Source organism: Pseudarthrobacter scleromae (assembly GCF_014644515.1).
Lineage (GTDB): Bacteria > Actinomycetota > Actinomycetes > Actinomycetales > Micrococcaceae > Arthrobacter > Arthrobacter scleromae.
On the sequence record NZ_BMKV01000001.1, the window covers coordinates 244779 to 263269 of the forward strand.

The 18491-nt window shown below is 63.3% G+C and carries 19 protein-coding genes; 10 read left to right on the forward strand and 9 right to left on the reverse strand.

The genetic code is table 11. The annotated features are described in order from the left end of the window. Nucleotides 1-145 precede the first annotated feature (145 nt). Entirely contained in the window at nucleotides 146-649 is a 504-nt protein-coding gene (locus IEX33_RS01150) for a universal stress protein (RefSeq protein WP_229675173.1), read from the forward strand. Nucleotides 650-756: 107 nt separating this feature from the next. Continuing rightward, entirely contained in the window at nucleotides 757-1158 is a 402-nt protein-coding gene (locus tag IEX33_RS01155) for a response regulator transcription factor (protein ID WP_188727052.1), read from the forward strand. Between the two features lie 24 nt (nucleotides 1159-1182). On the opposite strand, the gene IEX33_RS01160 is transcribed toward IEX33_RS01155, so the two are convergent. Then, nucleotides 1183-2253: a hypothetical protein gene (locus IEX33_RS01160; protein WP_188727054.1), complete on the reverse strand. Its 1071-nt coding sequence runs from the start codon at nucleotides 2251-2253 to the stop codon at nucleotides 1183-1185. A 151-nt stretch (nucleotides 2254-2404) separates the two neighbouring features. Then, on the reverse strand, nucleotides 2405-3379 hold the full coding sequence (locus tag IEX33_RS01165; protein WP_188727056.1) for a type IV toxin-antitoxin system AbiEi family antitoxin domain-containing protein: 975 nt from the start codon (nucleotides 3377-3379) through the stop codon (nucleotides 2405-2407). Between the two features lie 273 nt (nucleotides 3380-3652). Between IEX33_RS01165 and paaA the strand changes: the two genes are divergently transcribed. The 6 genes from paaA to IEX33_RS01195 are packed head-to-tail and all read left to right on the forward strand — an operon-like array spanning nucleotide 3653 to nucleotide 8506. Continuing rightward, nucleotides 3653-4657, forward strand: coding sequence for a 1,2-phenylacetyl-CoA epoxidase subunit PaaA (paaA, locus tag IEX33_RS01170; RefSeq protein WP_188727058.1), 1005 nt, complete (start codon nucleotides 3653-3655; stop codon nucleotides 4655-4657). Further along, complete coding sequence (gene paaB, locus IEX33_RS01175; RefSeq protein WP_104184541.1) at nucleotides 4654-5031, forward strand: 1,2-phenylacetyl-CoA epoxidase subunit PaaB; 378 nt, start codon at nucleotides 4654-4656, stop codon at nucleotides 5029-5031. Before paaA ends, paaB begins: the two co-directional genes overlap by 4 nt. Continuing rightward, a complete protein-coding gene (paaC, locus tag IEX33_RS01180) occupies nucleotides 5028-5888 on the forward strand; it encodes a 1,2-phenylacetyl-CoA epoxidase subunit PaaC (RefSeq protein WP_188727061.1) in 861 nt (286 codons plus the stop codon). Before paaB ends, paaC begins: the two co-directional genes overlap by 4 nt. A gap of 8 nt (nucleotides 5889-5896) precedes the next feature. Then, nucleotides 5897-6442, forward strand: a complete 546-nt coding sequence (paaD, locus tag IEX33_RS01185; RefSeq protein ID WP_188728110.1) for a 1,2-phenylacetyl-CoA epoxidase subunit PaaD — start codon at nucleotides 5897-5899, stop codon at nucleotides 6440-6442. A gap of 9 nt (nucleotides 6443-6451) precedes the next feature. Continuing rightward, on the forward strand, nucleotides 6452-7693 hold the full coding sequence (gene paaE / locus IEX33_RS01190) for a 1,2-phenylacetyl-CoA epoxidase subunit PaaE (RefSeq protein ID WP_188727063.1): 1242 nt from the start codon (nucleotides 6452-6454) through the stop codon (nucleotides 7691-7693). Between the two features lie 27 nt (nucleotides 7694-7720). Then, nucleotides 7721-8506 carry an enoyl-CoA hydratase/isomerase family protein gene (locus IEX33_RS01195; RefSeq protein WP_188727065.1) on the forward strand — a complete coding sequence of 262 codons (786 nt, stop codon included), beginning with the start codon at nucleotides 7721-7723 and terminating at the stop codon, nucleotides 8504-8506. A gap of 8 nt (nucleotides 8507-8514) precedes the next feature. Here IEX33_RS01195 and IEX33_RS01200 read toward each other — a convergent pair whose 3' ends face one another. Both IEX33_RS01200 and IEX33_RS01205 read right to left on the reverse strand, forming a co-directional pair. Beyond that, nucleotides 8515-9333: a CPBP family intramembrane glutamic endopeptidase gene (locus IEX33_RS01200; protein WP_188727067.1), complete on the reverse strand. Its 819-nt coding sequence runs from the start codon at nucleotides 9331-9333 to the stop codon at nucleotides 8515-8517. Further along, the gene (locus tag IEX33_RS01205; RefSeq protein WP_229675174.1) at nucleotides 9333-10634 is read right to left on the reverse strand and encodes an alpha/beta fold hydrolase; all 1302 of its coding nucleotides are present in this window, start codon (nucleotides 10632-10634) and stop codon (nucleotides 9333-9335) included. The genes IEX33_RS01200 and IEX33_RS01205 overlap by 1 nt, the downstream gene beginning before the upstream one ends. 181 nt (nucleotides 10635-10815) lie before the next feature. Here IEX33_RS01205 and galU point away from each other — a divergent pair, with 181 nt between their 5' ends. Then, entirely contained in the window at nucleotides 10816-11706 is an 891-nt protein-coding gene (galU, locus tag IEX33_RS01210; RefSeq protein WP_188727069.1) for a UTP--glucose-1-phosphate uridylyltransferase GalU, read from the forward strand. Between the two features lie 75 nt (nucleotides 11707-11781). On the opposite strand, the gene rfbA is transcribed toward galU, so the two are convergent. Continuing rightward, nucleotides 11782-12681 carry a glucose-1-phosphate thymidylyltransferase RfbA gene (rfbA, locus tag IEX33_RS01215; RefSeq protein WP_188727071.1) on the reverse strand — a complete coding sequence of 300 codons (900 nt, stop codon included), beginning with the start codon at nucleotides 12679-12681 and terminating at the stop codon, nucleotides 11782-11784. Nucleotides 12682-12743: 62 nt separating this feature from the next. Between rfbA and rfbB the strand changes: the two genes are divergently transcribed. Then, nucleotides 12744-13742, forward strand: a complete 999-nt coding sequence (rfbB, locus tag IEX33_RS01220; RefSeq protein ID WP_188727073.1) for a dTDP-glucose 4,6-dehydratase — start codon at nucleotides 12744-12746, stop codon at nucleotides 13740-13742. 5 nt (nucleotides 13743-13747) lie between these two features. Here rfbB and IEX33_RS01225 read toward each other — a convergent pair whose 3' ends face one another. From IEX33_RS01225 to IEX33_RS01240, 4 genes are all read right to left on the reverse strand, one after another. After that, on the reverse strand, nucleotides 13748-14212 hold the full coding sequence (locus tag IEX33_RS01225) for a VanZ family protein (protein ID WP_188727075.1): 465 nt from the start codon (nucleotides 14210-14212) through the stop codon (nucleotides 13748-13750). A 284-nt stretch (nucleotides 14213-14496) separates the two neighbouring features. Beyond that, entirely contained in the window at nucleotides 14497-15099 is a 603-nt protein-coding gene (locus IEX33_RS01230; RefSeq protein ID WP_188727077.1) for an LPXTG cell wall anchor domain-containing protein, read from the reverse strand. Nucleotides 15100-15282: 183 nt separating this feature from the next. Next, complete coding sequence (locus IEX33_RS01235; RefSeq protein ID WP_229675175.1) at nucleotides 15283-17049, reverse strand: DUF4012 domain-containing protein; 1767 nt, start codon at nucleotides 17047-17049, stop codon at nucleotides 15283-15285. 107 nt (nucleotides 17050-17156) lie between these two features. After that, the gene (locus tag IEX33_RS01240; protein WP_188727079.1) at nucleotides 17157-18470 is read right to left on the reverse strand and encodes a UDP-glucose dehydrogenase family protein; all 1314 of its coding nucleotides are present in this window, start codon (nucleotides 18468-18470) and stop codon (nucleotides 17157-17159) included. Nucleotides 18471-18491: the final 21 nt, after the last annotated feature.

Below are 18491 nucleotides of genomic sequence, written 5' to 3' on the forward strand. Positions count from 1 at the left end.
GAACAGCTGCGGCAGCCGTGGGTGGTGAACATCCGGTGAATACGGACCGGCAGGTTCAGTTTTTGCAGGCGCGGTGGCCCCGGGCATGCTTGAATTCGGAGAGGGCAACGTGCGGGAGCACGAACGCTGAGTGCTGTCAGGGAGCATGGATGCATCCAATCACTTCTCCGCCAGTTTGGACGTGGTCATGGCTTACGCAGGGCCGCTGATTCTCGGCGTCCCGTGGCCGGCGCCGCCGGCGCTTGTACGCACGGGTGCAGAGCTTGCCGATGCTCTGGACATCCACCTTGTTTGTGCCTATGTTGATCCGTCCAGTGTTCTCACCGAATGGGAACCCCCGCGGATACGTACGGCGCTTTCGCTCGATCCCGTTGTCAATGAGGAAGCGCTCTACCCCGCCAACGAGGTACGTTCGCGCATCGCGGTTCTTCTGGGCCCTGACGGAACAGCATGGTCCTTCCGTGAACTGCACGGCGACGTCAGCACCGCGCTGGCGCGGCTTGCTGTGAGCACCGGCGCCAGCATGCTCATGGTCGGGAACGGCCGGCCAGGTCTCCTCGCCAAACTTGGCAGGACTATGGAGGGTGCGGTGGCAGACAGACTCACCCGGGTACAGAACAGACCGGTGGTTATTGTCCGCGAGTGCTGAGCTTGTTGTACAGTCCGTCCCGGGGAGGAAATTTTTCCGCATTGGAGCCCTGTCCGGGCCGGCCAGCCTTAAACTTGCCACAACTAACAGGAGCCGGGGGGCGCTTAGTGGAAGAACAGCACGTCTGCCTGGTCATTGAAGATGACGCCGATGTCCGTGGACTGATTACCGCAGTGTTGACCCGCGCCGGGTTCAAAGTAGTGGCGGTCGGCTCAGGGGCCGAGGGTAAGGCCGCAGCCGTTGCGGCCGGTTCCACCTTGTCCCTGATCACCCTGGACTTGGGTTTGCCGGATATGGACGGGCAGGATCTCTGCCTTGAACTGCGGAAGCTGAGCCCGGCACCGCTGCTGTTCCTTACGTCCAGGGCAGAAGACGACGACGTTCTTGCCGGGCTGGCGGCCGGAGCTGCCGCGTATCTTACAAAACCTTTCCTTCCAAGCACGCTGAGGGACACTGCCCTGAAACTCTGCCGCATGCAGCCCCGTTCCGGGCTCTCTGAACGGCGGTAGCGCCGGCGCCCACGGCGTTACGGCTCAGCCGCCCTGGGTGACTCCCGTGTCCGGGAGTGCCAGCGGGCGCAGGTCTGCGATGACCCCGGTGGCTTCGTAGGAGAGTTTGATATTGACGTTGTAGGCGCCGGAACGCTTGAGGTCGGGCACCCAGATCTCGGCCACCCCCGCATCGTGAGGGGTGCCTCCCACCACCCTGTAGGCGAGTTTTTCGGCCTGCCAGGTGAGCGGAACATCCAGGCCGTCCAGGGACCAGGTCAGGAGCAGGGGGACATCCGCTAGTCCCTGGAGGTCTACCCTGACGGCCACGGTCCAGCCCTGCGGATCCTCGCCCTGAGGGCCGGTGGTCGACTCCACCTCCTCCAGCGCCGCGGCCAGTCTTACAGCCAGTTCGGCTGGGGGAAGCGATTCACCTGTTTCGTCCACCGGTTCGATGCTCAAATACTGGATGGCGCGCTGCGCGGCCTCGGGCACGTAGATGGAGAGGACCTTCTGCTCGGCTATGACGTCCCTGATGTCCGCTGTAAGTGGCTTGGGGATCTTGAGCTTTGTCATTGTCGGTCCGGGGGAGTAGGTCGGACTGCCCGTCCCGGTGGAGGTGCCGGTGGGCGTGGGACTGGGCGTCGCCGTCGTACGCGTCGGCGTCGGCGTGGGCGTCGGCTCCGGCGTGAACGTCAGGAAGGTGGGCCGCGGGACCGGCCGGACAGTGGGCAGGGGACGCATGGTGAACTGTTCCAGTCCCGTGACTTGGGGCGCGGCCGCTGCGTCCCGTCCGGCCGGCGGCGCCGCCTGGACGAAACCCGCCCCGGCCAGCCCGCCGTCGTCGTAAATCCGCCCCGCCGAGGCAGCCTCAGGGACGGCGGTCAGGGGCAGGAGCCCGCCGATCCCTTCCGGGGCGAAGCCGGTCAGCGGTGTGCGCTTGATGAGGTGGATCGACTCGATCCGAGCCACGTCGTCGTCGGGCGGAGGGAAGATCCTGTCCCAGAGGTTCAGCACGCCCAGGATCGCGGCGGCCAGGGCACCCGCGGCGATGATGAACGTGGAGGTGCGCTTGTACCAGGGAGGCTTAGCTGCTGGTTTATGTTTCTTGGGCACGGCACAACCTCCCATCGCCAAGTAGAGCAGCGAGCCGTTACTGCCGCGTTACCACCGCACCCGTGGGCGGGCTGACATTCCCGAATGGCACCGTCGCTGCGCATGTTCGATGGCGACGCCCGGATATGGCGTGCGTCAGCGAATATGCGGGTCACGGCCCGGTCTGCGTGTCGAAACCGGCAGAGCGAGTACGACGGCGGGGCACGCCGGCCGCCGTCAGCATGCGTTCCAGCTTGCCCGGCGCCATCAAGTCAGCCCAGTCCCACCGCACCACGGCAAAGCCTGTGGCCCGGATCCGGTTTTCGCGCTTCTTCTCAGCCACCACGGCCTGCGATGAAGTCATACCCTTCAGGAATTCGGGTTTGACGTACTTTTCCTCGCCATCGAACTCACCAACCACTTTGGAGCGCTTCCAGTGAAAGTCCGCGTACCCCGCCAAGCCGCCCCGGTCGTACATCGGGTGCTGCAGGACCGGGGGCTCTAATCCGGCCACGTGCATCAGTGCCCGGCTCAAGGATTCCCCGGCCGAGCCCGATTCAGGATCGGCAAACTCAATAACGGCACGGATCCTCCGCCCGGCCGCGGCGGAAAAATTTGAGCCGATACCGGCGTCCAGGTCCTCCTTGGTCACGGCGGGCAGGCGCCGCGCCCTGTCCGGTCGCAGCACGTGGTCCATGGGCGCAACAGCCTCGGCAAACGGAATGGACGCCGCCAGGTCCAGGACGGTGCGGATGCGGCCGGTGACCAGCAGGCCCTCCCGCTCTACCACGTGCAGCCCCGCCGGTGCTGCATAGTGGCGGCTGACTCCGGCACGTGACCGGCCGCCGTCGTTCTTGAACGTGAGGGCCTGGACCGGGTGGTGCAGGCCGATGGTCGGGATACCCCACACACTGGCGGCCGAGCGCCGGGCAAAGACCGTGGGTTTCTCGAGGGTTTCGGCTGCTGCCTGGATGCGGAGGCGGTACTGCTCCCATAATTTGAGGCTGCGCCAGGCCGCTCCGTCCGTGTAGACGCCATGCCGGATGCGGACCAGGATGCCAGCCTTCACGCGTTTCGCGAGCTCGTCCGGGGTCAGTCCATGAAGGAGGCGGTCGCGGGACAGCAGAAGCGGTGGAAGATCTGGCATTGACCGAGATTCTCAGCCGCATGCCCCGGCCGGTAGGGGCTGGTGCCGTTATGTGGAGAAGCGCAGGCGACGCGCATATCCGGTCCCGACACACGCATTCGCCGGCGCACCGGCGATATGGGCTGCGCAGACGAACATCTGCATCGAACCCGAATGTGCGCATCGCGCGGGTGCGGGCCAACGCTTGACGGGCCCTCGCGGTTCCGCATATCCTGAACGAACGGTCGGTAAATAATTCCGCACGTCCCAGACGGTCTTTGCATAGGAGCAACCATGGCAGCCCAGAACTTGCAGTCAGTGCCGGTCGAGCTAACGGCTGGAACCAGCGAAACGGCGGAAGCAGACGGCCAGGCCAACTTTGACCGCGTCATCGCCGAGGACTCCCGCATCGAGCCCAAGGACTGGATGCCGCCGGCCTACCGCAAGACCCTCCTGCGCCAGATCTCCCAGCATGCCCACTCCGAGATCATCGGCATGCAGCCGGAGGCTAACTGGATCTCCCGGGCCCCCAGCCTGAAGCGCAAGGCCATCCTCATGGCCAAGGTCCAGGACGAGGCCGGCCACGGGCTGTACCTCTACTCCGCCGCCGAGTCCCTGGGCCAGAACCGGGACGAGATGACGGACGCCCTGATCGCCGGCAAGGCCCGCTACTCGTCCATCTTCAACTACCCCGCGCTCACCTGGGCGGACATGGGTGCCATCGGCTGGCTGGTGGACGGCGCCGCGATCTGCAACCAGGTCCCGCTGTGCCGCGCCTCCTACGGCCCCTACGGCCGGGCCATGGTGCGCATCTGCAAGGAGGAGAGCTTCCACCAGCGCCAGGGTTTCGAGATCCTGCTGGAACTCTCCAACGGCACCCCCGCCCAGAAGCAGATGGCCCAGGACGCCGTGAACCGCTGGTACGCCCCGGCCCTGATGATGTTCGGCCCGCCGGATGACGATTCCCCCAACTCCAAGCAGTCCATGGCCTGGAACATCAAGCGCTTCAGCAATGATGAGCTCCGCAGCCGCTTCGTGGGCATGATGGTGGAGCAGGTCCGGGTCCTTGGCCTCACCCTCCCGGATGACCAGATCCGCTTCAACGAGGACTCCAAAAAGTGGGAGCACGGCCCGCTGGACTGGGACGAGTTCCACGAGGTCCTGGCCGGCCGCGGCCCCTGCAACTCCCAGCGCCTTGAGCGCCGCCGGGAAGCGCACGACGACGGCGCCTGGGTCCGCGAGGCAGCGGCAGCCTATGCACAGAAACAGTCAATGAAGACGAAGGAATACGCAGCATGAGCCCCCACGGGAACCCGGAAGCACCCGCCAGCTCCGCCACCGAGATCAACCGCGAAGCCCCCAAGGCATCCCCAAAGCCGCAGGAACACACGGACCACGCCTGGGGCCTCTGGGAGGTCTTCGTCCGGTCCAGCCGCGGCCTGAGCCACGTCCACGCCGGCTCCCTGCACGCACCGGATGCCGCCATGGCCCTGCGCAACGCCCGGGACCTCTACACCCGCCGCAACGAGGGCGTCTCCATCTGGGTTGTCCCGGCGGACGCCATCGCCGCCAGCGATCCCGATTCCAAGGGCGCGTTCTTCGAGTCGCCCCAGGGCAAGGACTACCGCCACGCCACGTACTACACCAAGAGCGAGGGAGTGAAGCACCTGTGAGCGAAGCCAACGCCAGCGCCACCCGCATCACCCCCGGCAACGCCCTCCGCCCGGAGGACATCGCACTGGAGGTCCGCACCGGCCTTGCAAAGCCAAGCGAAGACACCGCCGAGTACGCGCTGCGCCTGGGCGACGACGCCCTGATCCTGGCCCAGCGCCTGGGCCACTGGATCTCCCGCGCCCCCGAGCTGGAGGAGGACATCGCCCTGGGCAACATCGCCCTGGACCAGCTGGGCCACGCCCGCTCCTTGCTCAGCTACGCCGGCGGCGCAATGGTGAACGACGACGGTTCGGCCAAGTCAGAGGATGACCTCGCCTATTTCCGCCGCGAGCATGAGTTCCGCTCCGTGCAGCTGTTCGAGCAGCCCAACGGGGACTTCGCAGCCACCATCGCCCGCCAGTTCGTGGTGAGCTACTACCAGTTCCTGCTCTACAGCCGCCTCACCGAATCCAAGGACGCCACCCTGGCCGCCATCGCCGCCAAGGCCGTGAAGGAAGTGGACTACCACCGGGACCACGCCGCCCAGTGGGTCCTGCGCCTGGCCGGCGGCACCGAGGAATCCCGCACGCGGATGATCCACGGTTTCCGCATCATGTGGCCGTACGTGGAGGAACTCTTCCGCGACGACGCCCTGACGGGCCGGCTCGCTGAGGCGGGCATCGCCGTCGCGCCTTCCTCCCTGAAAGAGGACTTTGACCGGCTCACCGGCGAGGTCCTGACAGAAGCTGAACTCGAGGTCCCGGACGTCCCGGCAGCGCCCGGCGGTGGCCGGCAGGGCAGGCACTCTGAGCACCTGGGCTACATCCTGGCCGAGATGCAGGTCCTGGCCCGCGAGCACCCCGGAGCGAGCTGGTGACGGCCGCCATGTACATCTCGGACTTTGAATCCCGGACGCAGACGCCGCGGCAGGATGAGCAGAAGGCCTGGGACATCGCCGCCACCGTGGTGGACCCGGAGATCCCCGTGCTCAGCATCGCGGACCTGGGGATCCTGCGGGACGTGAAAGTGACGCAGGAACACGGAACAGGCCAGCACGTCAAGGTCACCATCACCCCCACGTACTCGGGCTGCCCGGCCATGGACGCCATCCGCGACGACCTCAAAACCGCCTTCACCAAGGAGGGCTACACGGACGTCGAGGTGGACCTGGTGCTCGCCCCGGCCTGGTCCACGGACTGGATGACGGAGGCCGGCAAGCAGAAGCTGCAGGAGTACGGGATCGCTCCGCCTACTGGAAAAAGCAATGCTGCACGGCACGCCGGCCCCATCCGCCTCACCATGGCCGTGAAATGCCCGCAGTGCTCCAGCCTCAACACCAAGGAACTCACCCGCTTCGGCTCCACCTCCTGCAAGGCGCTGTATGTCTGCCAGGACTGCAAGGAACCGTTCGACTACTTCAAAGTGCTGTAAGGAAGCCCCATGCCTGTTGTCCGCCAGACCGCCGCCGAGGAGGCGCAGGCCACCGGCCGCCGTCGTCCTTCCTTCCACACTCTCGCCGTTAAGGAGGTACGCCGGCTCACCGACGATGCCATCGAGGTGTCCTTCCACGTGCCCGCGGAGCTTGCCGGCCAGTTCGACTACCTGCCCGGCCAGTACGTGGCGCTGCGCACCACGCTGCCGGACGAGTCTGGCGAGCCCAAGGAAATCCGCCGCAGCTACTCCATCTGCGCAGAGCCGCGCAGCTTCGAGGACGGCACCAGCGAGATCCGCGTGGCCATCAAGAAGGACCTGGGCGGGCTGTTCTCCACCTGGGCCAACGCCGAGCTGAAGGCCGGGGACACCCTGGACGTCATGAGCCCCATGGGCGCGTTTGTGTCCCGCCACGGCCGCGACGGCCAGGCCGTGGAGCAGAACCGGATGAACTCCATGAACAACCCGGAGGAGCTGGCGGGGGACGTCGCCTCCCAGGGGGAAGCAAGCTTCGTGGCCATCGCCGCGGGCAGCGGCATCACCCCGGTGATCGCCATCGCCCGGACGCTGCTGGCCGCCAACCCGGAGTGCCGGTTCGATCTCATCTACGCCAACAAGGCCGCCATGGACGTGATGTTCCTGGAGGAGCTCGCGGACCTGAAGGACAAGTACCCGCAGCGGCTTGCCATCCACCACGTGCTCTCCCGCGAGCAGCGGATCGCGCCGCTGCTCTCCGGCAGGATCGATTCGGAGAAGCTCCAGCAGCTGCTGGGCACCGCCATCCACGCGGACGATGTGGACGAGTGGTTCCTGTGCGGGCCGTTCGAGCTGGTGCAGCTGTGCCGGGACACCCTGGCGGAGCGCGGCGTGAAGCCGGAGAACGTCCGGTTCGAGCTGTTCACCTCCGGCAAGCCGGACAAGCCGGAGGGCAACGCCGGCCGTCCCGTGCTGGTGGACGAGTCCAAGGAGACGTACAAGATCACCTTCAAGCTGGACGGCCTGCAGGGCGAGGTGGCCAGCCCCACCCACGCCCGCGAGTCCATCCTCAACGCCGCCCTGCGGGTCCGCCCGGACGTGCCGTTCGCGTGCGCCGGGGGAGTGTGCGGCACCTGCCGGGCCAAGGTGGTCACCGGCAGCGTGACCATGGACGAAAACTACGCGCTGGAGCAGGATGAGCTGGACAAGGGGTACGTGCTGACGTGCCAGAGCCACCCCACCAGCAAGGAAGTCACCGTCGACTTCGACGTCTAGCCCGACCGGTCCCAAACAAGGAGTTCCATGATTTCCCTCTCCATCAACAACGCCGTGGCCGAGGTGGTGCTGAACGCGCCGCACAAGCTGAACTCCCTGGATGAGCAGGCCCTGGCGGATTTAACACAGGCGTACGACGACGCTGCTGCCGCCGCCTCCCGCGGCGAGGTGCGGGCGCTGCTGCTTCGAGGAGAGGGCCGCGCCTTCTGCGCGGGCCGGGACATCCAGAACGTGACGCCGGAGAGCGACGACGCCGCTGCATACCTGGGCGGGCTGGTGGAGCCGCTGTTGAAGAAGATGGCCGCGTTCCCGGCGCCGACGTTCGCGGCCGCCCACGGTGCGTGCCTGGGGGTGGGGCTGGGGCTGCTGCTGGCCACGGACGTGGTGTACGTGGCGGAGAACGCCAAATTCGGGTCCCCGTTCGCCAAGCTGGGGGCCACGCTGGACTCGGGCGGGCACTGGTACTTCACGGAGCGGCTGGGCATGCACCGGACGCTGGACCTGATCTACACCGCGGACCTGATCTCCGGCGCCGAAGCCGTGGCGCAGGGGATGTTCAGCCGCGCCATGCCGGCGGACCAGCTGCTGGAGACCACGCGGGGGATCGTCGGCAAGGTGGCTTCCGGCGCAACGGGCGCGTTTGTTGCGAGCAAGGAGCTGGTGGCGCACATCCGGGACCAGCGCCTGGGCCTGTGGCAGTCCATGCAGGAGGAGAACGCCGAGCAGGCGCGCCTGTGCACCACGGACGATTATGCCGAGGGTTTCCGGGCGTTCCAGGAGAAGCGTGAGCCGAAATTCACCGGCCGCGGTTGAGCGGCCCCTCAGGCAGGCGCAGGCCTGGAGCGGACCGCGCGGGACGCGGCAGCCGCGGCAACAATCCCCAGCAGGACGATAACCGCGGCAATCTGCTGCCACTCGCCGTCGAACACGTCAAGCTTCGTGGATGCGGAGGCGTTGAAGGACGCATGCAGCAGCCCCACGATCAGCAGGGAGTAGCCCGTCCTTAAGTACGCGATTCCCATCAGCAGGCGGAAGAACGGGGCGAAAAGGAACAGGACCGCCCAGGAGACGGCAACGTCGGTCCAGGGCGTGCCGGCGAAGCCCTTCTCGGCGAAGGCGAAGGGCAGGTGGATGAGTGCGAACGGGATGGCGGTCAGCAGGGCGGCCATGACAGGTCCGTGCCGGTCCATGAGCCGGTGCTGCACCACGCCGGTCCAGGCGAGCTCCTCCCAGATGTTGGCCAGCAGGGCGCCGATGACCACGGTGTTCAGCAGGTAGTTCCCTGCCAGGGGCGCCCAGCCGTCAGCCGGCACGTGGAACGTGCCCGTGAGCGCAGCGATGAGGGCCGTCAGCACGGGAAGGGCCAGAACCGCCACCACGTACCAGGGTGCGCTCACCCGCCAGCGGAACGCCCGGCGGAAAAGCTCACGGACCGCTGGCCGGCCGTCCGCGGCGCAGGTGACCAGGATGGCCGTGCCCAGCAGTATCAGCAATTCGGCGAGGATTCCGGGCAGGATGTTGCCCAGCAGCAGGAGGGACAGGATCTGGGCGGCCCAGGACAGCGTGACGCCGATGGCCACGATGGCTGCCACGGGATGCCGTTTGATGAGTGGCAGGGGACCAGCGGGAGACGGGGTCATCAGCCAGCCCCGGACAACGGGCGGATGTGGTTGACCATCTCGTCCATAAACACGCTCTGGTTGTCGGCGCTGCCCAGGCCGTGCCCGCCCTCAAGCCAGACCAGTTTCTTGTCCGGGGCCGTCAGGGCGTTGTAGTACTCCTCCACCAGGGAGGCCATGGCGTTGACGTCGTGCCGGCCCACGAAGAAGTACACCGGCACCTGCAGTTCCGCTGCCTGTTCCTTGAAGTCCAGGCCTTCCAGCTGCGGGTACACCACGTTGAACGTTTCGATCAGCCCCCGTGTGTGGTTGATCTTGTCGATGTAGCCGTATTCGGGGACGAAGAACGGGATGAGGGGCACAATGACCGTGAACCGCGGGGTGTCCATGATTTCATTGAGCACGTCCAGGAAGTCGACATAGGGGGCCACCACGTTGTCCCCGCGGTAGGGCGGCGGGCCGTTGCGGCGCAGCTCCTCCGCCCGCCCGGTGTCGCCCTGCTCTTCAAGATGCTGCAGGGCCAGCTCGTAGCCCATGCGGTCGTTCTGGGTGGTGTTCACCATCTGTCCGCTGCTGACGAACGCGTGGTACAGCTCCGGGTGTTCCTGGACCAGCCAGATGCCGATGATGCTGGACCAGGACACCCCGTAGATGAAGACTTTCTGCTGCCCGAACCGTTCCCGGAGCAGGTTGGTGAGGGCCACGGCATCAGCCACGTATCGTTCCTTGTCCAGCTCGCTGTAGGGCACGGCGCCGTAGGATTTCCCGGTGCCCGGCTCGTCCCAGCTCACCACCGTGAAGTGCTCCTCGAGCGGCCGGAACTCCATGGAGTTGAAGAACCCGCCACCGCCCGGGCCGCCCATGCCCAGGTTGAGCAGCACGGGGTTGGAGGTGTCGCTGCCCCGCACCATGATCCACTGCTCGCTGCCGTTCAGCTCCACTTTTTCGACGCTCGCGATGCTGCCGGGCAGGGGGCGGCCGTCCGCGCCGGTGATGGGCGCCGTCGTCGTGAATACCTGCGAGGCGAGGACGGAAGCGGCGGCGATGAGCACCAGGACCCCCAGGCCGGCCGGCTGGGCGTAGGGCTGCCGGCGGCGGACCACCAGCCAGGCCACCGCAGCCAGCGCCACCAGCAGCAGGGGCAGCCAGGCCAGGGCGGGAACCCCCGTGGTCAGGGGCAGCAGCACCACCGGCAGGAGCAGGACGAAGGCGGCCACCAGCGCGAGGGCTGTCTTCCAGCCAACGGCCCGACGGCGCCGCGACGGGACTGGCGCTTCCGTGGCGGTGGCGCCGTGGGCTGGCAGAGTCCGGTGGGAGTTCATGGCATAGGGAGAGGTCGCTCGGGGAAGGACGGCAGGGGATGGAGCGGTGGACCCGGTGGGTCTTCTTCGAGGATCCGCCCAACGGCGGCCGGCTTCTAGGGCTGAAGGTCCCGCTGTTCCACGCGCTGACTTTCCGGGACGAAAATTGCCTTTGCCTGCCGCTGATTTGTAAGGTTCAGCTATGACAACGGGGAAAGCAATAACCAAAGCCGTCATTCCTGCTGCCGGATTGGGGACTCGCTTCCTGCCCGCCACCAAGGCAATGCCGAAGGAAATGTTGCCGGTGGTAGACCGGCCGGCCATCCAGTATGTGGTGGAGGAAGCGGTGAAGTCCGGCCTGACGGACCTGCTGATGATTACGGGGCGGAACAAGCGTTCCCTGGAGGACCACTTTGACCGCGAGCCGGGTCTGGAGCGGGCGCTGGAGCTCAAGGGGGACAAGGACAAGCTGGAGTCCGTGCAGTACGCCTCGGAGCTGGGTCCCATCCACTATGTCCGCCAGGGCGAGGCCAAGGGCCTGGGCCACGCGGTGCTGTGCGCGGCCCAGCACGTGGGTGATGAGCCGTTTGCTGTGCTGCTGGGTGATGACCTCATTGATGAGGCCGAGGATCTGCTGACCACCATGATGGAGGTGCAGCAGAAGACCGGCGGTTCGGTGATCGCCCTGATTGAGGTGGATCCGGCGCAGATCAGTGCGTACGGCTGCGCTGACATCACCGCTGTGGAGGGTGAGGATTATGTCCGGGTGAACAGCCTGGTGGAGAAGCCTGCGGTGGGGGATGCGCCGTCCAACCTGGCTGTGATCGGCCGGTACGTGCTGCACCCGGCCGTGTTCGGGATCCTGGAGGAGACCGAGCCGGGACGCGGCAATGAGATCCAGCTGACGGATGCGCTGCAGACCCTGGCTGCCGGGGAGGGTGAAGGTTCCGGTGTGTACGGTGTGGTGTTCAAGGGCCGCCGCTTCGACACCGGGGACAAGCTCAGCTACCTCAAGGCCGTCATCACCCTCGCGTCAGAGCGGGTGGAGTTCGGTGAGGACCTGAAGACCTGGATGAAGGGCTTCGTCAACTAGACGACGCTACTACTAAGGAATTACGGGCCCCGCCATCAATGCGGGGCCCGTTATTGGTTAAGGCTGAAGCGCTGATTAGCGGCCAACCAGCTGGAGATCGTCGGCTAAGGCATCCTCGGAGACTAATTCCAAAAGATATTTGCCGTACCCGCTCTTTGCCAGCGGTTCTGCCCGCTCCTGAAGTTCCTCGTCCGTCAGGAAGCCGAGGCGCCAGGCAATTTCCTCCGGGCATCCAATGGACAAACCCTGGCGGTGCTGCACGGTCCTCACAAACTCTGCAGCATCATTGAGGTCGTTGAATGTCCCTGTATCCAGCCATGCGGTGCCGCGCGGCAGAATCTCGACCTGAAGTTTTCCCCGCTCCAGGTAAACGCGATTGACGTCAGTAATTTCGAGCTCACCCCTCGGCGAGGGCTTGAGGTCCCGTGCGATTTGAACCACATCATTGTCGTAGAAATACAGGCCGGGAACGGCGTAGTGGCTTTTGGGTCTTGCTGGTTTCTCCTCCAGTGAGATCGCCGTTCCATTCTCATCGAATTCCACCACACCGTACGCGGAGGGGTCTGCCACCCGGTAACCAAACACAGCTCCTCCATCGATGTTTTCGAAGCGTCGCAGCTGTTTGCCCATGCCTTGCCCATAGAAGATGTTGTCGCCAAGAACCAGCGCAACTGGCCCGTCTCCGATGTGGTCCGCCCCAAGGATAAACGCCTGGGCCAAGCCGTCCGGTGACGGTTGCTGCGTGTAGGTGAGATTGATGCCGAACCTGCTGCCATCGCCTAGGAGCCGCTGGAATTGGTCGGCGTCATGCGGCGTAGTGATAATCAAGATGTCCCGGATCCCGGCCAGCATGAGAGTGGAGAGCGGGTAGTAGATCATGGGCTTGTCGTAGACGGGCACTAGCTGCTTACTGATGCCAAGCGTAATTGGATGAAGACGTGAACCGGTTCCCCCGGCGAGGATTATTCCGCGCATACGGTTATTTTCCGGGGTGTTACAAATTCAGCCAAATCGAGTGGGCATGGAACGATGTATCAATGCAAAAACTTCTTGTAACCGGCGGTGCCGGGTTCATTGGCTCTAATTTTGTCCACTACGCTTTGGACAATACGGATGATCAAGTCACCGTTCTGGACAAGCTGACATACGCAGGGAACCTGGAATCTTTGAAAGGACTGCCGGACGACCGCTTTGAGTTTGTCCGCGGCGATATCGCTGATGCGGAGCTGGTGGACCGCTTGGTGGCCCAGACAGACGTTGTGGTCCATTACGCGGCAGAGTCACACAACGACAACTCGCTGCATGATCCGCGCCCGTTCCTGGATACCAACATCATTGGCACGTACACGCTGATCGAGGCCGCGCGGAAGCACAACAAGCGTTTCCACCACATCTCCACCGATGAGGTGTACGGCGATCTGGAACTGGATGACCCGGAGCGGTTCACCGAGCAGACCCCTTACAACCCGTCCAGCCCGTATTCCTCCACGAAGGCCGGCTCTGATCTGCTGGTCCGCGCCTGGGTCCGTTCTTTCGGGCTGCAGGCGACCATCAGCAACTGCTCCAACAATTACGGCCCGTACCAGCATGTGGAGAAGTTCATCCCGCGCCAGATCACCAACGTGATCGACGGGATCCGGCCCAAGCTTTACGGCAAGGGCGAGAACGTTCGCGACTGGATCCACGCCAATGACCACTCCTCTGCCGTGCTGGCCATCATCGCCAAGGGAAGAATCGGCGAGACCTATCTGATCGGTGCCGACGGGGAGAAGAACAACAAGGACGTTGTTGAACTGATCCTGAAGCACATGGGCCAGGCCCCGGACGCGTATGACCATGTGGTGGACCGCCCGGGCCACGACCTGCGCTACGCCATTGACTTCACCAAGCTCCGCGACGAGCTCGGCTGGGAACCGAAGTTCTCCAATTTCGACGCTGGTATCGAGGACACCATCGCCTGGTACCGCGAGAACGAAGACTGGTGGCGCCCGCAAAAGGTCCAGACCGAAGCCAAGTACAAAGAACAGGGTCAGTAGATCCGCTAGACGATGTTTCCGGGGCTCTGCGGGCTCGCAACAGATACGTCGCGAGCCCGCCATTCTAGGAGTGCTGCTGCCAAGAGAGCACCCAAGACAGCGCCTGACGTGTTTGTCACAAGGTCAAGCGGGCTCGGAAAACGGTCGTGAAGAAACAGCAGCTGGCCCAGTTCCATGCAGCAGGAAATAAGGAATCCGAATGCGCCGATTCGCCACCAGCGCCAGCTGGGAAAAGCCAACGAGCTTACTGCGCCAACGGGGACAAAGAGTGCCACATTGGCGGACGATTCCACAAATTTGTAATTGACCCAAGCAGGAATTCCCTGCCGGTGAAGGAAATTCAGGACGGCAGCGAGCTGGCCCTGAACCGGCTGGTCCACTGGGCTTGGCCAGAAGGCGATCAATGCAAGGGGGACCAGCATGACGATGAGGACAAGGCGCCACAGCCGGTAGTTTGCGAGCTGTTTCATGTGGCCTTCAGGAGGTCCGCAGAAGGGCTAACGCTGCGGTACCCAGGGCGGCAACCGCCAGCAGCGTCAGAAGAAGGTAGGGGAGCACCTGTGGGCTGGGGAGGGGAATCCAGAAGTCGTATTCCCTTGGTGCTTTCCGCCAATGTCTCCCCATAGCTCATATTGATACCACAGCCCAGCCTCACATTTGCTGCCTCGACCCGTCGGGACGTTAAGCGAAGAAGGTAGGTGTACTCCGTTGCCGGAGTACACCTACCTTCTTCGGTGGTACTTGGGTGGTGCTGTTATGCAGCTACCTCAGCCTTGGCGCGGCGGCGAACAACCACTACTGAGGTTGCGCCGGCTGCCAGTGCGCCTGCGCCCACCAGGGTCCACAGGACCAGGCCGGAGTCCGCACCGGTGTTTGCAAGGCCTGCACCCGTGTTGGCGAGCGGAGCACCGCCAGCGTTGCCGCCGGTGTTGGCCAGGGAAGCTGCCACGGTGACAGTAACGGGGCCGACGACGACGCCAGACTGAGTGCCTTCAGCGGTCAGGCTGTAGGTGCCTGCTTCGCTGATGGAGATCGGGAGCGAGAAGGCACCCTGGGCGTCGGCGGATGCGTTGAGTTCCTGCGGTGCCAGGAAGACAGGGATCTTGGCGGAGAAGGACGTGCCGCCGGCGATGTTGGCGCCGCCTGCTGCCGGCGGCTGGCCGGGCGTCACGCGGATGATGAGCGGTTCGCCGGCAAGGAAGCCCTGGCCGCGGAAGACGAAGCTTTCGCCCGGGCCAACAACGCCGTCAGAAACAGCTGCCTGCGGCGGAAGTGCAGGGTATTCGGCTGCTACAGCCGGTGAGCCAATAAGGGCGAGTGAGCCAGCGAGTGCGAGTGCTGCGAGTGTTTTCTTCATGAGTGTCCCCCCGGAGACGTTAAGTTTTTGGTGTACCCGATTTTGAGGAAATTTTTCCTCTCCACACGAGACCTATGCGGAACTACGGATAATGATCCCAAGAGAGACGCTACCATCTGCTCCTGTTTGTGAGCAATGTCAATCCAGTCGGTTTACATAGTGTTAACGAGCCATTTTCGTTTTCTAGAGGCAGGTTGCAATTTCTGTGGGCAGTGTCACGTCCTTGACATCCTGAACCGTAGGCGTGACAACCAACTCCGGCTCGGCATGCTGCACGATTTTTCCAAACGTGAACTCCACAGTTTTGCTCTCTCCCGGGGCGAGCCGAATGGCGAGAACGCCGACCGGCCTGCTGCTGTGGAGATGAGGCGCAAACTCGGTCTTCTGCCCGTTAAGCTTCGCCATCTCGACATTCGCTTGTACCGGGCCGTAGGCAACGATGTTCGTTTGCACGGACCCCGGTGGCACTCCGAAAATTCCATCGCCGGTGACATATGGGGGTAAGGACGTAGCTGCGTCAGTAGGCGCAGAGTTTGTGCTGGTCACGCGGACTGTCGTCTGCTCGTAGCCGTCCATTGGGCATTCTTTGATTAGTTGCACAGTGCGCTTAACGTAGTAGTCCATCTTCGCTCCAGTACCGTCATTGAAGTACACGCCGAATTGGGCAGGCGAGATGCTTGGCCCTGTAACTGATCCGCTCACTGCGTACCGGGCGATGACGGCTTGCTCCTCCTGTAGAGCTGACCAGACAAGCACTCGGTTTTCTTCGGCGCCTCGCGAAATGGCTGCAAGTAGCCCAGTCGAGTCTCCCTTGCCCAGGGAGATTGCAGAGAAGACCTCTTGAGCCACCGACGCAAAGTAAGAATCTTGCAGTTCGGGCTCGTCCACAGCGGCGTAGACGTCTGAGAGAAGGGTCTGTACGACGTTAGCGCCAGTGAGTTCAAGCGGGAGGCTCGAGCCGGCGATCGAAAGTATGTCAGGTTGGTTAAGTGAAACTGGTCCCGTGGACTGCAGTACGTAACCCAGCACGATGGGATCGACTGAAATTACCCCATCAACTCGCTGGCCCGTCTTGCGCTCCCACATTTTTTGAGCCGTACTCGCTGCAGTCGGAAAGTCCGGAGTGAGGTTCACATCCTGCATGAACTTTCCGAGCCGCCCCGAAAATATTTGTACTTGTTGCGGATCCGTGGGCACGACCGGGTTCATTACCCCGATGCTAGAAGCGCTGCTCTGGCCGCTAAGCGACAATTTTCCCTCATCAAGCGTGAGTATTGCGAGCGCCCCTGGAATACCTCCAGATGATCGAGATTCCGCATTGTTCTGAATTATCAGGAGGTAATTACGCGGACCTTCGGAACCAAGCATTGCTGGGAGGACTTGCGCCGCGCTAGCTGCCCCATCTAACGTCCCTGTTACTTCCGTCAGTTGCAGGCGCGCTCGTGTCAATGGCTCCGCAACCTCAGGCAGCAATTGCTTTGCATCTATCTGACTGAGGCGCTCGGAAGAAGCCCGCACTGCGTAGGCTGCTGAACTGACGCTGGGTGCTGCTGCTTCGAGAGCTGCTAGGTCAGTTCCAGTCTTCCCCGGGACTAGGGCATTCCAGTCCAATGAACCGAAAGCACCGAGCAACGGCGCCAGCCCGAGGTCTGCAACGTCATCAGCAGAGCGTGAGATCTCAGCTATGGCGCTGAAGTTTCGTCCGGCCCAGGGGAGGGAGACTGCGAGGGACCAAAGAGGGTCGTTGGCAGCTTCTTTTGCAGCCTGAGTGCGCGTCCTGATGTCGTGCACGGCATCGGCCGCTCCTGCGACGTCATTCTTGCTGAGGCTCTCTTTCAGTGGCCCCACCAAAGCTTCCGCTGCTGTTAATTCTGTTTTTATCGTCAAGGCCCTCGCGCCAAGCCAAAGTGTCCCCAGGGTCAAAACCGCAAGCACAGCTAACATCGCCATTACGGCGCGAGCACTCTTCCAGCGGCGCCGGTTTCTGTTGCGGTCTTCCTGCTCCAGTATCTGCCGGGAGCTTGGTTCGCCGAGAGCACTACCCCTTTTCACCATGGTCAGGGGCGCCCCATACCTCGATAGCTCCATCCAGCAGAACGCCACTTTCCTGGGTCGAGGATGTTTCGGCCGTCAAGGACGCGCGTCGAAGCAACCAAACCGGAAAGCGCGTAAGGGTCGAGCTGAACATATTCTTGCCACTCTGTGAGCACTAGGAGGGCGTCGGCATTCTCAACTGCCTTGTCCGTGTCAGGTTCATAGTGCAACTCAGGAAAACGGCGAGCCGCGTTCGACAGGGCCTTAGGATCAGTGACGGTAACGACGGCGCCCTGCAACTGTAATTGCGCGGCAATGCTAAGCGCTGGCGAATCACGAACATCGTCGCTCTCCGGTTTGAATGCTGCGCCCAACACGGTTATGCGCTGTCCGAGTAACGAACCATCGCACAATTCGCGGGTAAGTTCCACAACTCGAGTGCGCCGACGCATGTTTATCGCATCAACTTCACGTAGGAAGGTAAGAGCCTGGTCGGCACCGAGTTCGCCAGCGCGCGCCATGAACGCGCGGATGTCCTTGGGCAAGCAACCCCCACCAAATCCAATTCCCGCGTTGAGGAACTTCCTTCCGATCCTGTCGTCCATGCCGATAGCATCTGCCAACCTCGTGACATCTGCCCCGGCGGCCTCGCATAGCTCAGCCATTGCGTTTATGAAAGATATCTTGGTAGCGAGGAAGGAATTTGCTGCCGTCTTTACGAGCTCAGCTGTGGGATGATCTGTGACCAGCCGAGGTGTTCCCGATGCCAAAGGCGTCGAATAAACAGCATCGAGGACTGCTACGGCTGGGTGATCTTCGGAACCGTCAGTAACACCGTATACAAATCGATCGGGCTGTAGCGTATCGGCAACTGCATGCCCTTCCCTCAGGAACTCAGGATTCCAAACCAGGTGCACAGAAGGGTTTTGTGCCTGAACGAGTTGGGCAAGGCGTCCAGCAGTTCCAACTGGAACCGTCGACTTGCCCACCACTAGGTCCCCCGACGAGAGATACGGCAGCAACGCTGTTACGGCAGCATCGACATATGTCAGATCTGCGGCATTTTCGCCCTTTTTCTGGGGAGTTCCGACGCAGACAAAGTGAACTGCGCTGCCCGCAGCGGCCGACATGTCCGAGGTGAACGAGAGCCGGCCTGTCGCCTGAACGTCGTCGAGCAACTCTTCCAACCCGGGCTCATAGAACGGGGCCCTTGCTGCAGAAAGCGCGGCGATTTTTGCTTCGTCTACGTCAATGCCTGTGACGTCATGACCAAGTTTTGCCATGCAGGCGGCATGAACCGCCCCAAGGTAGCCGCAGCCTATTACCGTGATGCGCATTATTGTGCCTTCCCCAATGCT

Excerpts from the sequence above, each read along its gene's own strand:
- rfbA (WP_188727071.1), bottom strand. The coding sequence starts at position 12,681 with ATGCGCGGAATAATCCTCGCCGGGGGAACCGGTTCACGTCTTCATCCA.
- galU (WP_188727069.1), top strand. The coding sequence starts at position 10,816 with ATGACAACGGGGAAAGCAATAACCAAAGCCGTCATTCCTGCTGCCGGA.
- paaD (WP_188728110.1), top strand. The coding sequence starts at position 5,897 with ATGTACATCTCGGACTTTGAATCCCGGACGCAGACGCCGCGGCAGGAT.
- paaB (WP_104184541.1), top strand. The coding sequence starts at position 4,654 with ATGAGCCCCCACGGGAACCCGGAAGCACCCGCCAGCTCCGCCACCGAG.
- paaE (WP_188727063.1), top strand. The coding sequence starts at position 6,452 with ATGCCTGTTGTCCGCCAGACCGCCGCCGAGGAGGCGCAGGCCACCGGC.
- IEX33_RS01200 (WP_188727067.1), bottom strand. The coding sequence starts at position 9,333 with ATGACCCCGTCTCCCGCTGGTCCCCTGCCACTCATCAAACGGCATCCC.
- paaA (WP_188727058.1), top strand. The coding sequence starts at position 3,653 with ATGGCAGCCCAGAACTTGCAGTCAGTGCCGGTCGAGCTAACGGCTGGA.
- IEX33_RS01205 (WP_229675174.1), bottom strand. The coding sequence starts at position 10,634 with ATGAACTCCCACCGGACTCTGCCAGCCCACGGCGCCACCGCCACGGAA.
- IEX33_RS01240 (WP_188727079.1), bottom strand. The coding sequence starts at position 18,470 with ATGCGCATCACGGTAATAGGCTGCGGCTACCTTGGGGCGGTTCATGCC.
- IEX33_RS01235 (WP_229675175.1), bottom strand. The coding sequence starts at position 17,049 with ATGGCGATGTTAGCTGTGCTTGCGGTTTTGACCCTGGGGACACTTTGG.
- rfbB (WP_188727073.1), top strand. The coding sequence starts at position 12,744 with ATGCAAAAACTTCTTGTAACCGGCGGTGCCGGGTTCATTGGCTCTAAT.
- IEX33_RS01165 (WP_188727056.1), bottom strand. The coding sequence starts at position 3,379 with ATGCCAGATCTTCCACCGCTTCTGCTGTCCCGCGACCGCCTCCTTCAT.
- IEX33_RS01150 (WP_229675173.1), top strand. The coding sequence starts at position 146 with ATGGATGCATCCAATCACTTCTCCGCCAGTTTGGACGTGGTCATGGCT.
- IEX33_RS01195 (WP_188727065.1), top strand. The coding sequence starts at position 7,721 with ATGATTTCCCTCTCCATCAACAACGCCGTGGCCGAGGTGGTGCTGAAC.
- IEX33_RS01230 (WP_188727077.1), bottom strand. The coding sequence starts at position 15,099 with ATGAAGAAAACACTCGCAGCACTCGCACTCGCTGGCTCACTCGCCCTT.
- IEX33_RS01225 (WP_188727075.1), bottom strand. The coding sequence starts at position 14,212 with ATGAAACAGCTCGCAAACTACCGGCTGTGGCGCCTTGTCCTCATCGTC.